The organism is Mycobacterium bourgelatii (assembly GCF_010723575.1).
Lineage (GTDB): Bacteria > Actinomycetota > Actinomycetes > Mycobacteriales > Mycobacteriaceae > Mycobacterium > Mycobacterium bourgelatii.
Map to the genome: position 1 here is coordinate 2,629,105 of NZ_BLKZ01000001.1, position 13,098 is coordinate 2,642,202.

Sequence of the window (13,098 nt, forward strand, 5' to 3'; positions counted from 1 at the left end):
ACGGGGACACGCCGCAAAGCACGGCATTCTGCGCACGCTCGAGGAATAAAGGCTGTCGGTGACTCGCTCTACCCTGGTGCTATGGCTTTCGCCACCGAACACCCAGTAGTTGCCCACTCCGAGTACCGCGCCGTCGACGAGGTCGTTCGTACCGGCGGCCGGTTCGAGGTGGTCAGCCCGCACGATCCCGCCGGGGACCAGCCCGCTGCCATCGACGAACTAGAGCGCCGCATCAGGGCGGGGGAGCGCGACGTCGTCCTGCTCGGTGCCACCGGCACCGGGAAGTCCGCGACCACCGCATGGCTCATCGAACGCCTGCAGCGGCCCACCCTGGTGATGGCACCGAACAAGACGCTGGCGGCCCAGCTGGCGAATGAACTGCGAGAGATGTTGCCGTACAACGCGGTTGAGTACTTCGTGTCGTACTACGACTACTACCAACCCGAGGCGTACATCGCGCAGACGGACACCTATATCGAAAAGGACAGCTCGATCAACGACGATGTGGAGCGGCTGCGGCACTCTGCGACGTCGTCCCTGCTGTCGCGGCGCGATGTGGTCGTGGTGGCGTCGGTGTCCTGCATCTACGGCCTGGGCACCCCGCAGTCCTACCTGGATCGATCCGTCGAGCTGCAAGTGGGCACCGAAGTGCCGCGAGACGGGTTGCTTCGCCTGCTGGTCGACGTGCAGTACACCCGCAACGACCTGTCCTTCACCCGCGGCTCGTTCCGCGTCCGCGGCGACACGGTGGAAATCATCCCGTCCTACGAGGAACTGGCCGTCCGCATCGAGTTCTTCGGCGACGAGATCGAGGCGTTGTACTACCTGCACCCGCTCACCGGCGAGGTGATTCGCCAGGTGGACTCGTTGCGGATCTTCCCGGCCACCCACTACGTGGCCGGTCCCGAGCGCATGGCGCAGGCCATTTCGTCCATCGAGCAGGAGCTCGAGGAGCGGCTCGCCGAACTGGAGGGCCAGGGCAAGCTGCTGGAGGCGCAGCGGCTCCGGATGCGCACCAATTACGACATCGAGATGATGCGCCAGGTCGGGTTCTGCTCGGGCATCGAGAACTACTCCCGCCACATCGACGGCCGAGGTCCCGGCTCTCCACCGGCGACCCTGCTGGACTACTTCCCGGAGGACTTCCTGCTGGTCATCGACGAGTCGCACGTCACCGTGCCGCAGATCGGCGGCATGTACGAGGGCGACATGTCGCGCAAGCGCAATCTCGTCGAGTACGGGTTCCGGCTACCGTCGGCCGTCGACAACCGGCCGCTGACCTGGGAGGAATTCGCCGACCGGATCGGGCAGACCGTCTACCTGTCGGCCACGCCGGGACCGTACGAGCTCAGCCAGTCCGGTGGCGAGTTCGTCGAGCAGGTGATTCGCCCGACCGGCCTGGTCGACCCGAAGGTCGTCGTCAAACCGACCAAGGGGCAGATCGACGACCTGATCGGCGAGATCCGCAAACGCACCGAGGCCGACGAGCGGGTGTTGGTGACGACGCTGACCAAGAAGATGGCCGAAGACCTCACCGACTACCTGCTCGAGATGGGTATTCGGGTCCGTTACCTGCACTCCGAGGTCGACACGCTGCGCCGGGTCGAGTTGCTGCGTCAGCTCCGGCTCGGCGAGTACGACGTGCTGGTCGGCATCAACCTGCTCCGCGAGGGCTTGGACCTGCCCGAGGTGTCGCTGGTGGCGATCCTGGACGCCGACAAGGAGGGCTTCCTGCGGTCCACCCGCAGCCTGATCCAGACGATTGGCCGCGCGGCCCGCAACGTGTCCGGCGAAGTGCACATGTACGCCGACAAGATCACCGACTCGATGAAGGAAGCGATCGATGAGACCGAACGGCGGCGGGCCAAGCAGATCGCCTACAACGAGGCGCACGGGATCGACCCGCAGCCGTTGCGCAAGAAGATCGCCGACATCCTCGACCAGGTCTATCGCGAGGCGGATGACACCGAAGCGGTGGAAATCGGCGGGTCCGGCCGCAACGCGTCCCGCGGACGGCGGGCCCAGGGCGCACCCGGCGGCCGCGTGGTCAGTGCCGGTGTCATCGAGGGCCGCGACACCACCAACATGCCGCGCGCCGAGTTGGCCGACCTGATCAAGGACCTCACCGAGCAGATGATGGCCGCCGCGCGCGACCTGCAGTTCGAGCTGGCCGCCCGATTCCGCGACGAAATCGCCGACCTCAAGAAGGAACTGCGCGGAATGGACGCCGCCGGCTTGAAGTGACGGAAACGGCGAGCGATACCGGCAGTTGGCGGGAGCTGCTGGGCCAGCACCTGGGAACATCCACGGTGCTGGCGGGCGGTGTCGCCATGTACGCGACCAACGAGTTCCTCACCATCAGCTTGTTGCCCAGCTCGATCGCCGAAATTGGCGGTGGCCGCCTCTATGCCTGGGTGACGACTTTGTATCTCGTCGGTTCGGTCGTCGCCGCGACCACCGTCAGCACCGTGCTGCGACGTTTTGGCGCGCGTTCCTCTTTTCTGTTCGGCCTGTTCCTATTCGGGACGGCCAGCCTGGTGTGCGGGGCCGCGCCGAGCATGGAGGTGCTGATCGCGGGGCGCACGCTGCAGGGCGTGGCCGGCGGACTGCTGGCCGGCTTGGGTTACGCCCTGATCAATGCGACCCTGCCGCGCTCGCTCTGGACTCGGGGCTCGGCGCTGGTATCGGCGATGTGGGGGGTCGCGACGGTGGTTGGACCCGCGATGGGTGGTCTGTTCGCCCAATTCGGGTTGTGGCGGTGGGCATTTGCCGCGATGGCCGGGTTGACCGCGCTGATGGCGATCCTGGTGCCGCTGGTGCTGACCGAAGGCCGGGTCGTCACCGGCAACGAACTCTCGGATGCTCCCGCACTGAAGGTGCCAGTGTGGTCGCTGCTGTTCATGGGAGGGGCGGCGCTGGCGGTCAGCGTTGCGCAAATCCCGCACAACTCCGCGGCCACCGCCGGGCTACTTGCCCTCGGCCTCGTGTTGATCGCCACTGCGGTGGTCGTCGACCGACGAAGCGACGCGGCGGTGTTGCCGCCCAGCGTCTTTGGCTCGGGGCCGCTCAAATGGGTCTACCTGACCATGGCCGTACAAATGATGGCGGTCATGGTCGACACCTATGTCCCGCTGTTCGGCCAGCGGCTGGGTCATCTCACCCCAATCGCCGCCGGATTTCTAGGCGCATCGCTAGCCATCGGCTGGACGTTCAGCGAGATCGTCAGCGCCTCGTTGAACAGTCGCCGCGTCATCGGCTACGTCGTCTTGACGGCACCGCTGGTCATGGCCGCCGGCCTTGGGCTCACCGCAGTCACTCAGCGGGGCGATGCGCCGATCGCACTCGTCGTGCTTTGGACCCTGGGGTTGTTGGTGGCCGGGACCGGCATCGGTATGGCCTGGCCGCACCTATCGGTACGGGCCATGGAATGCGTCGACGATCCCACCGAGGGCGGCGCCGCCGCGGCGGCCATCAACACGGTGCAGGTGATTTCGGCGGCCTTCGGCGCGGGGATTGCGGGTGTCGTGGTCAACACAACCAGGGGTGGCGAAGTCGCCGAGGCACGGTGGTTGTACGTCGTATTCACCATGCTGGCCGCGATCGGCGTCATCGCTTCCTATCGGGCGACCCGCCGCGACCGGCTTTCAGCGCGTTGACTTGACCACCTGGGCACGGTTGAACTGCCAACGCTCGACGATATGGAACCCCAGGTAGCTCGGGAACTGGTAGACGGGCGTGCGCCCGAAAGCCGAACCTGGCGGCAGCTTCTGGCCCACTTGATGATCCGGCAGTGACTTGTCCCGGTTGGTGATCGTCCATAGCGTCGAGCACTTGTTGATCTTGGCCGTCGTCAGCCAAACGGCCACGTGTCCGTCCCACAGCGCACCGACCTTGGGTCCGTAGAAGCCGCGTTCGACGTCGATCAACGACCGGAATGAGTCCGGCCGCGTGGCCAACAACGCGCGGACCGGTCCCGGGCGCCATGGCACGGTGTTGTCGACCAGCAGACAATCTCCGGGAGCCGCGTGTGCGCTGATGAGGTCGGCCACCTGGCTGTAATCCCAGCCCTCCTTGGCGTAGGGCCCGCGCTGGTTGAAGTAGTAATTGGGGAACGCTGCGGCGGTCAAAAGGGCAAGAGCCACTGCGATTCCGGCTCGCGGCCACGGTTTGCGGGTGATGGTGACGACGCAGATCGCCAGGACGACTGCCGCCCCGGGCGTGGTCTGAATCAGGTACCGGGGGAAGTAGATCGGTTCGAAGAGCGCCGAATAGATCAGAACGATGGCAGTCGGAATGACGACCCACGCCACCGCGGCCAGCAACAGCCGGCGGCCGTCCGGGCTGCTCGTCCGGGCCGAGCGCGTCGCAACGGCGGTGACGATGGCGGCGAGCACCACTACCCCCGCCACGATCGCGAACGGAACGCTGTAGTCGAAATATTGGCGGTGAACGACGTCAAGAAAGACGCTGCGGTGCAGTCCCTTGATCCAGGCGACCTGGAAGATCTGCCCGTGGGCGAACAACACGAACGGCGTCATCGCCGCCAGCGCGACCGCGGAGCCGACGACCCACCGAAGGGCCGGTGATTTCCGAGATCCGGCGGGCGCCACCAGCGGCAGCAGGGCGCCGTGAAACGGCACCAGAAGCCCCAGGTTGATGTTGATCAGGATCGACACCATCAACACCAGCGCGTAGCTGACCCACAGCCGCGGCCGGTTGCGTCGCACCGCCGCGATGAACAACACCGTCAACCAGGCCGCCGCGGTCACCGACAGCGCTGAGGAACGGGCTTCGATCCCGGCCCAGGTGATCCGGGGCAGAATGGCGAAGATCACACCCGCGCACAACGCGACGGTCCGGGCGGATTCCGGCGGCGCCAACTGTTTGACGAAGACCACGACGGCGGCCGCGGCCGCACCAACGGCCAGGGCACTGGGTGCCCGCGACCAGAACTCCGTCGGTGGGAAAATCGCGAACCAGCCGTGCATCAGGAGGTAGTACAGGCCGTGCACCGCATCGATGTGGCTCAGGAGCTTCCAGAGCTCCGGCAAGGTCCTGCTCGCCGCCGCCGAGATCGTTGCTCCCTCGTCGTACCAAAACGAGGGGCGACCAGCCCAGGCGCCGCTGATCAACGTGGCCAGCACCGAGATTGCCAGCGGGTCCAGCAGCCGGCCGCGCGCCGGAGGGCGGGCAGGCTCGCCCGTCGGCGCCGGCCCGGAGGCCGACTCCGGCTGAGCAACGATTTCGGTGGACATGATGCTTGTCACCTTATTGTTTCGGTGATGATCCTGGTCACCGCCGATATTCGGGCGGCCGTTGCGACACTGCGCCAGGCCCCTGGGCTGACTACCTGGGATTCCTGAAAATCCCTGTACAGCAAAGCTTTCCGGGCTGCGCAGGACGATATGAGCGTGGTGTCATCGGGCATATTGTCGGTTGGGCACGGGCAACCCGGCAAATGCAAGGCGATTGAGGGTTGCGCCACGCCGTCGCGGTGTGGGTAATCTGACGCATCTTTGTCCGGGAAAGCGATACTGTCTTGGGTTGGCTGAGCAACCGACACTTGGAGGGTTAATGGGCGCCTATTCGACGGTGGTGGTAGGAACCGACGGCTCGGACTCGTCGATGCGTGCGGTAGACAGAGCAGCCAAGATCGCCGGGGCAGACGCCAAGCTCATCATCGCCTCGGCGTACCTACCTCAGCACGAGGACGGTCGCGCGGCCGACATCTTGAAGGATGAAAGCTACAAGGTGACGGGCACCGCCCCGATCTACGAGATCTTGCATGACGCCAAGGAGCGGGCACACCTCGCCGGCGCCAAGAACGTCGAAGAGAAGGCCATCGTCGGCGCGCCGGTTGACGCCTTGGTGCACCTGGCCGAAGAAGAGAAGGCCGATCTGTTGGTGGTCGGCAATGTGGGCCTGAGCACGATCGCGGGCCGGCTCCTAGGTTCGGTGCCGGCAAACGTGTCGCGGCGTGCCAAGGTCGACGTGCTGATCGTGCACACCACGTAAAGGCACCTGAAAGGCCGGGTCTTACCAGCCCCGTTCGCGCCACTCGTCGAGGTGCGGGCGCTCGATGCCTAGCACTGTGTCGTCGCCGTGCCCCGGGTAGATCACGGTGGAGTCGTCGTACACGTCGAACACCTTGGTGGTGACGTCGCCGAGCAATTGCTCGAAATCGCCGGGTTGCCAGGTCTTGCCGACGCCGCCTGGGAACAGGCAATCTCCGGTGAACAGCTGCGTCGTGCCGCCGGCCGCCGGTCCCTGCAAAGCCAGAGCGACCGATCCGGGGGTGTGTCCGCGCAGGTGGATGACGTCGAACTTGAGCTCCCCGATCTGGATGGTGTCGCCGTCGGTCAGCAAACGATCGGGCTTGACCGGCAGTGGATCGGCGTCGATCTCGTGGGCGGCGGTCGGTGCCCCGGTGGCCGCGGCCACCGCTTCCAGCGCCTGCCAGTGGTCGAAGTGCTGGTGACTGGTGACGATCAGCGACAGCTTCGGGGCGTGCTCCCGGATCAGGTCAAGCAGGGTATCGGCGTCGTTGGCCGCATCGATCAACAGCGTTTCCCCGGTCGCGGAACAGGTCACCAGGTAGGCGTTGTTGTCCATGGGGCCTACCGACGCCTTCACAATGGTGGCGCCGGGCAGGGTGCGGCGGGCCGCGGTGCCGGGTTCGACGTGCCCGGTGTAGTTGTCATCGACGACGGTCATAGCGGTCACGTTACTTGGTTTGACGGCGGGCCCGGGGTGCTTGTCGGTGGGGCCACATAGCATGGGGAACGAGCTCTGTCTGTGAAGGGAATCCATTGGCTGATCGCCTAATTGTCAAGGGGGCGCGCGAGCACAACCTGCGCGGCGTCGACCTCGACTTACCCCGTGACGCACTGATCGTTTTCACCGGGCTGTCCGGCTCGGGCAAGTCGTCGCTGGCTTTCGACACCATTTTTGCTGAGGGCCAGCGACGCTACGTGGAATCGCTGTCGGCATATGCGCGCCAGTTCCTGGGCCAGATGGACAAGCCCGACGTCGACTTCATCGAGGGTCTGTCCCCGGCGGTCTCGATCGACCAGAAGTCGACCAACCGCAACCCGCGGTCGACGGTCGGCACTATCACCGAGGTCTACGACTACCTGCGCTTGCTGTACGCGCGGGCCGGCACGCCGCATTGCCCTACCTGCGGTGAACGCATCGCCCGCCAGACACCTCAGCAAATCGTCGACCAGGTGCTCGCCATGGAGGAGGGCACCCGTTTTCTGGTGCTCGCGCCGGTGGTACGCACCCGCAAGGGCGAGTTCGCCGACCTCTTCGACAAGCTCAACGCCCAGGGCTACAGCCGGGTGCGCGTCGACGGCGTGGTGCACTCGCTGACCGATCCGCCGAAGCTGAAGAAGCAGGAGAAGCACGACATCGAAGTGGTGGTCGACCGCCTCACGGTCAAGGCCTCCGCCAAGCAACGGCTCACCGATTCGGTGGAGACGGCGCTGAATCTTGCCGACGGCATCGTGGTGCTGGAATTCCCCGACGACCGCGAGCACGAGCACGACCGCCCCCGCGAACAGCGGTTCTCGGAGAAGTTGGCCTGCCCCAACGGGCACTCTTTGGCCGTCGATGACCTGGAACCGCGCTCGTTCTCGTTCAACTCGCCGTACGGCGCCTGCCCCGAGTGTGTCGGCCTGGGCATCCGCAAAGAGGTCGACCCCGACCTGGTGGTACCCGACCCCGACCTCACGCTTGCCGATGGCGCGATAGCGCCGTGGTCGACGGGACACACCGCCGAGTACTTCATCCGGATGCTCGCCGGGCTGGGCGATGCGATGGGCTTCGACGTCAACACGCCCTGGCGCAAGTTGCCCGCCAAAGCGCGCAAGGCGATTCTGGAAGGCTGCGACGAGCAGGTGCACGTGCGCTACCGCAATCGGTATGGACGCACGCGGTCCTACTACGCCGACTTCGAGGGCGTGTTGGCGTTCCTGCAACGCAAGATGGCCCAGACCGAGTCCGAGCAGATGAAGGAGCGCTACGAGGGCTTCATGCGCGATGTGCCCTGCCCGGAGTGTCAGGGCACCCGGCTCAAGCCGGAGATCCTGGCCGTCACCCTGGCGGCGGGGGATCAGGGGCCGAAGTCCATCGCCGAGGTTTGTGAGCTGTCGATCGCCGAATGCGCCGACTTCTTGAACGCGCTGACCCTGGGCGTTCGCGAGCAGGCGATCGCCGGGCAGGTGCTCAAGGAGATCCAGTCGCGGCTCGGTTTCTTGCTGGATGTCGGGCTGGAGTATCTGTCGCTGTCCCGGGCCGCTGCCACGCTGTCCGGCGGTGAGGCGCAGCGCATCCGGCTGGCCACCCAGATCGGCTCCGGATTGGTCGGCGTGCTCTATGTGCTTGACGAGCCGTCCATCGGCCTGCACCAACGCGACAACCGTCGCCTCATCGAAACCCTCACTCGCCTAAGGGCTTTGGGTAACACCCTGATCGTCGTCGAGCACGACGAGGACACCATCGAGCACGCCGACTGGGTTGTCGACATCGGCCCCGGCGCCGGCGAACACGGCGGCACCATCGTGCACAGCGGGACATACGCCGACCTGCTGCGCAACAAGAATTCGATCACCGGTGCTTACCTGTCGGGACGGGAAAGCATCGAAATCCCGGCGCTAAGGCGCCCCACCGACCCACGTCGTCAACTCACGGTTGTCGGGGCCCGGGAGCACAACCTGCGGGGGATCGACGTGTCCTTCCCGCTCGGCGTGCTCACCTCGGTGACCGGCGTATCCGGTTCGGGCAAATCGACCCTGGTCAACGACATCCTTGCCGCGGTGCTGGCCAACCGGCTCAACGGCGCGCGACAGGTGCCGGGTCGCCATACCCGGGTCACCGGATTGGAGCACCTGGACAAGTTGGTGCGGGTCGACCAATCACCCATCGGCCGCACGCCGCGATCCAACCCCGCCACCTACACCGGCGTCTTCGACAAGATCCGCACCCTGTTCGCGGCCACCACCGAGGCCAAGGTCCGCGGCTACCAGCCAGGCCGATTCTCGTTCAACGTCAAGGGCGGCCGGTGCGAGGCGTGCACCGGTGACGGGACCATCAAGATCGAGATGAATTTCCTGCCGGACGTGTATGTGCCGTGCGAGGTGTGCCAGGGCGCCCGCTACAACCGGGAAACCCTAGAGGTGCACTACAAGGGCAAGACCATCTCCGAAGTGCTGGACATGTCGATCGAGGAGGCCGCGGAGTTCTTCGAACCCATCAGCGGCATCCATCGCTACCTGCGAACCCTCGTCGACGTCGGCCTGGGCTACGTCCGGCTCGGGCAGCCCGCGCCGACGTTGTCCGGCGGTGAGGCGCAGCGGGTCAAGCTGGCTTCGGAGCTGCAGAAGCGCTCGACCGGACGCACCATCTACATCCTCGACGAGCCCACCACCGGGCTGCACTTCGACGACATCCGGAAGCTGCTCAACGTCATCAATGGTCTTGTGGACAAGGGCAATACGGTCATCGTCATCGAGCACAACCTGGACGTGATCAAGACCTCGGACTGGATCATCGACATGGGCCCCGAGGGCGGTGCCGGCGGCGGAACTGTCGTCGCCGAAGGAACCCCGGAGGACGTCGCAGCGGTGCCGCAAAGCTACACCGGGAAATTCCTCGTCGACGTCGTCGGCACCGGTCAGCGGACACGTGCCAGTGCGCCTCGCAAGCGACGCAAGGTCAGCGCCTAACCCGTTGACACTGCGCTGAGGGCGCCCGTGACCAGTTGACACTGCGCTGAGGGCGGTGGTTTCTCGCACTTTCTCGCCCTGGACGCAGAGTCAACGGCTTGATTTCGCCAGCGGCGACGGGAAGCGCGGCTTGATCCGGACACCGTCCAGCCACGACGTGAGTTCGTCGGCACGCCGCTGCAGGGCCCGTCGCCCGTCGCGGCCAGGGTCTTCCAGGAGCTGCAGGCGCACCCGAGCGTCGTCGTCCTGGGTCCAGCCGCCCACGATGCGCCCGTTCCACCAGGCCGTGGGACCGGCGTTGCCGTTGCTGTCGAATACCTGACCGCGATGTTCGCCGACATACCAATCGCGGTCGAACCAGCCCATCGTCGTGGCGTCCAGTCCTGGCAGCAGCGCGCCCCACGGCGGCGCGTCCGGTTCCGGTTCGAGGTCGTCGGCCAGCGCGTAGCCGGGGTTGCCGTGCAGGTCGACCTCCACCGCGCCGATATCGGACAAGGCCTTTCGGACGACGGTCAACGTCGTGCCGAACCACCACTTGATGTCGGCGACGGTCGCGGGGCCGAAGCTGCGCAGCCACCGACGAATCAATTCGGCCTGGGCGTCGGCAGGCGCATCCAGCGCGCCGAGCCAGTCCGCGGTCGCGACCCAGCGCGGCCGCGACGTGGTCCAAGTTCCGTCATTGGGCCCCCGGACGATGTCACCCCGTGCCGAAAGCACCGTCAGCACCCGCGGTGCGATCGCAGTCGCGCCGCCCCAACGCTTTCCGGGTGCGGGATCATAAGTGCCGGCCAGTTCGGGCAGCGCCGCCCGCAGTTCGGTGCTGCTGGCTGGCCCCTGCTCGCCCAGGTAGCGCAGCACGGCCGCGAAGGCCCGGTCCAACCACCGCTCGCCGTCGGTGGTCAGCCCGGCCTTCACCACGTCGGCGACCAGGCGACGACGTTCGTTGCCGGCAACCCGGTCGGCCGCCGCCGACTGAATCATCGCCAGATCATTGCCATTGATCAGCCACAGCGTCCGGCGCATCGCCAGTTGCTTTACCGCGGAACGCTTCTCATAGAGCTCCTGCTCCAGGTGGGCGGTCGCGAAGTCGCCGCATCGCGCCCACAGCGACAGGTAAGGAGTTGCGGGGTCGGTCGCGTGCAGTCCGACCAGTCCGCCTATGACCTGAGCGACCGGACCGTTATTGGCGAGGAAGTGCCTGCGCGCCAGGCGGATCCGCCGTTCCGCAACGGTGAATCTTCGCCGACTCACTCAAAAGCTTTCTGACCGGCCGCGTATCAACGCGGCACCTTCGTGGCCATCTGGTTGGCGATCAGCCTGGCTTGATTAATCGTGTCCGGTCCGCAGACGTTGACATCGAAGACCACGTTGGACACGGCGGCCAGGTTGTGTTGGCACACCACCGGACTGTTGGCCAACGTGCGCTGCAGGGCGATATTGGGCGGATTGCCACTGAGTTCGCGGAAGGTCCAGGTCGTGGACTTGCCGTTGTTGACCTGTGTCACGGTTTTCCCGGCGCAGTATCGCCAAAATTCCGCTTGCGCGGCCACGAACGCGTTGGCCTGGTCGGCGGACGTGAAGAGCACAGCCCCTTGGACCACGACCTGCCCCGGGTCGGAATTCGGCACCTTCAGCAACTGCGCAAACGTCCCCGTGTAGCCACTGCTCTTATAGGTCGGAGTCTGAAATCCGATGAGCGCTCCAAGGCACTTCTCGTCGGACACGCTGTTTTGCGGACTGGCGTCGGACATTTCGGTGACGTTGTGGTCGACGACGAATCCGGTGGTGCCGACGGTGATGTCGATTTGGCGCGCGCTGAGCAGGAACGACTCCAGCTGCGCGGCGGTCGCCGTCGGAACGGTCGTTGCCGTGGCGCTCGTGGTGGGCGATTGGGTCCTGGTGGCGGTGGTCGTCGTGGCGCCGACGGACCGCCCAGCATCGCTTTTGCCCAGCACTAGCCACAGCGTGGTCCCTACGACCAGCACGATCACCGCCGCGACCGCGCCCACGATGAGCCACGGGCCGCGCCTGGACTTCTGGGCTGGGGGAGAGTGCCAGGGCGGCGGCGCGGGCGTCCAGGGGCCGGATGGCATTGGACCCGACGGCATTGGACCCGACGGAATCGGAGCCGACGGCATTGGGCCAGACTGCATCGGGCTGGACGGCATCGGACCCGACTGCGGTCGCGGCGCGAATTGCTCGCTGTCCGCGATGATGGTGGTGGCACGGTCGCGGTCGGGCGCGCTGAGGGCCTCCTGAGCGGCACGCGCCAGTTCTCCTGCGGTCGCGTAGCGCTGGCTGGGGTCCTTGGCCATGCCGCGGGCGATGACCTCGTCGAAGGCCGTCGGGATGCCTTGTCGTTGCAGGCTGGGCCGCGGGATCGGCTTGTTGAGATGTGCGCCGACCAGCGTGCTCAGATTCTGGCTTGGGTAAGGCGGTGTGCCGGTGAGGCATTCGTACAGCACGCACGCCAGGCCGTAGATGTCGGAGCGGTACGTGACTTCGTCATCGCCGAACCGTTCGGGCGCCATGTAGCTCCAGCTGCCCACGGCGTGACCGGTCTTGGTGAGGTGTTGATCGGTGGCCGCCGCGGCGATGCCGAAGTCGACGAGGTACGCGAAGTCGTTGCCGGTGATCAGAATGTTCTCCGGCTTGATGTCGCGGTGGACGACCCCGGCGGCGTGGGCGGCGTCGAGCGCCTCGGCGATCTGGCTGATGATGGCAACCGCGCGGGGTGGGGCCAACGTTTCCTCGCGACGCAACAACGCGCTCAGATCCGTGCCTTCGATGAAGCGCATGTCGATGAAGAGTTGGCCGTCGATTTCACCGAAGTCGTGGATGGGCACGACGTGTGGTTCCTGCAGGCGGCCGGCGGTGTGCGCCTCGCGTCGCATGCGGCGCCGGAATGCCTCGTCGGAGTTCAACTCCTGGGACATGAGTTTGAGGGCGACGTTGCGGTCCTTGACGGTGTCATGCGCCTCGTAGACCTCGCCCATCCCGCCGCGTCCCAGTAGCCGCAACAAGCGGTAGGGCCCGAACTGGGTGCCGGCCCGCGAGGTCGGCACCGTGTCACTCATCGGTGCGCATGGCCTCGCGGATCTGCGCCAGACGTTCTGCCGCAGCGCGCTGACGCTCCTCGTACTGCTCCTCGACCGCCCGTCCCTCGGCGGTCTCGGCGGCGAGCTCACTCGCTCCCAGAGCCGTCGCGTACCGGCCCTCGATCTTCTCGCGGACCGATTCGAACGTCGGCACGCCGCCCTGGTCGTAACCCGTGTCAGGCGGGTCAGGCGTCACTGGCGGTGCCGCGTGTGGCGCCGGAAGGTTGTCTTTCCGTTCCTCGGGCATGCCGCCACGTTACTTTGGCCGCCGTTGT

At 66.1% G+C, this 13,098-nt stretch carries 9 protein-coding genes; 4 read left to right on the forward strand and 5 right to left on the reverse strand.

Annotation, left to right across the window (positions count from 1 at the left end; translation table 11 throughout):
- Positions 1 to 81: 81 nt before the first annotated feature.
- The gene (gene uvrB / locus G6N68_RS11685) at positions 82 to 2,244 is read left to right on the forward strand and encodes an excinuclease ABC subunit UvrB (protein ID WP_205351313.1); all 2,163 of its coding nucleotides are present in this window, start codon (positions 82 to 84) and stop codon (positions 2,242 to 2,244) included.
- A complete protein-coding gene (locus G6N68_RS11690) occupies positions 2,241 to 3,656 on the forward strand; it encodes an MFS transporter (RefSeq protein WP_163711898.1) in 1,416 nt (471 codons plus the stop codon). The genes uvrB and G6N68_RS11690 overlap by 4 nt, the downstream gene beginning before the upstream one ends.
- On the opposite strand, the gene G6N68_RS11695 is transcribed toward G6N68_RS11690, so the two are convergent.
- Positions 3,645 to 5,255 carry a mannosyltransferase gene (locus G6N68_RS11695; RefSeq protein WP_163711902.1) on the reverse strand — a complete coding sequence of 537 codons (1,611 nt, stop codon included), beginning with the start codon at positions 5,253 to 5,255 and terminating at the stop codon, positions 3,645 to 3,647. The two genes, G6N68_RS11690 and G6N68_RS11695, sit on opposite strands and share 12 nt — an antisense overlap.
- Before the next feature lie 319 nt (positions 5,256 to 5,574).
- Between G6N68_RS11695 and G6N68_RS11700 the strand changes: the two genes are divergently transcribed.
- Positions 5,575 to 6,015 carry a universal stress protein gene (locus tag G6N68_RS11700; RefSeq protein WP_163711905.1) on the forward strand — a complete coding sequence of 147 codons (441 nt, stop codon included), beginning with the start codon at positions 5,575 to 5,577 and terminating at the stop codon, positions 6,013 to 6,015.
- 21 nt (positions 6,016 to 6,036) lie between these two features.
- Here the strand turns inward: G6N68_RS11700 and G6N68_RS11705 are convergent, their stop codons facing one another.
- Positions 6,037 to 6,714, reverse strand: a complete 678-nt coding sequence (locus G6N68_RS11705) for an MBL fold metallo-hydrolase (protein WP_205351314.1) — start codon at positions 6,712 to 6,714, stop codon at positions 6,037 to 6,039.
- 95 nt (positions 6,715 to 6,809) lie between these two features.
- Between G6N68_RS11705 and uvrA the strand changes: the two genes are divergently transcribed.
- On the forward strand, positions 6,810 to 9,725 hold the full coding sequence (gene uvrA / locus G6N68_RS11710; RefSeq protein WP_163711908.1) for an excinuclease ABC subunit UvrA: 2,916 nt from the start codon (positions 6,810 to 6,812) through the stop codon (positions 9,723 to 9,725).
- A 90-nt stretch (positions 9,726 to 9,815) separates the two neighbouring features.
- Here the strand turns inward: uvrA and G6N68_RS11715 are convergent, their stop codons facing one another.
- Genes G6N68_RS11715 through G6N68_RS11725 form a run of 3 tightly spaced genes read right to left on the reverse strand, consistent with a single transcriptional unit; the run spans position 9,816 to position 13,070 of the window.
- On the reverse strand, positions 9,816 to 10,976 hold the full coding sequence (locus tag G6N68_RS11715) for a winged helix DNA-binding domain-containing protein (protein ID WP_163711912.1): 1,161 nt from the start codon (positions 10,974 to 10,976) through the stop codon (positions 9,816 to 9,818).
- Between the two features lie 26 nt (positions 10,977 to 11,002).
- The gene (locus tag G6N68_RS11720; RefSeq protein ID WP_163711915.1) at positions 11,003 to 12,802 is read right to left on the reverse strand and encodes a serine/threonine-protein kinase PknH/PknJ; all 1,800 of its coding nucleotides are present in this window, start codon (positions 12,800 to 12,802) and stop codon (positions 11,003 to 11,005) included.
- Entirely contained in the window at positions 12,795 to 13,070 is a 276-nt protein-coding gene (locus G6N68_RS11725; RefSeq protein ID WP_163711919.1) for a hypothetical protein, read from the reverse strand. Before G6N68_RS11725 ends, G6N68_RS11720 begins: the two co-directional genes overlap by 8 nt.
- Positions 13,071 to 13,098: the final 28 nt, after the last annotated feature.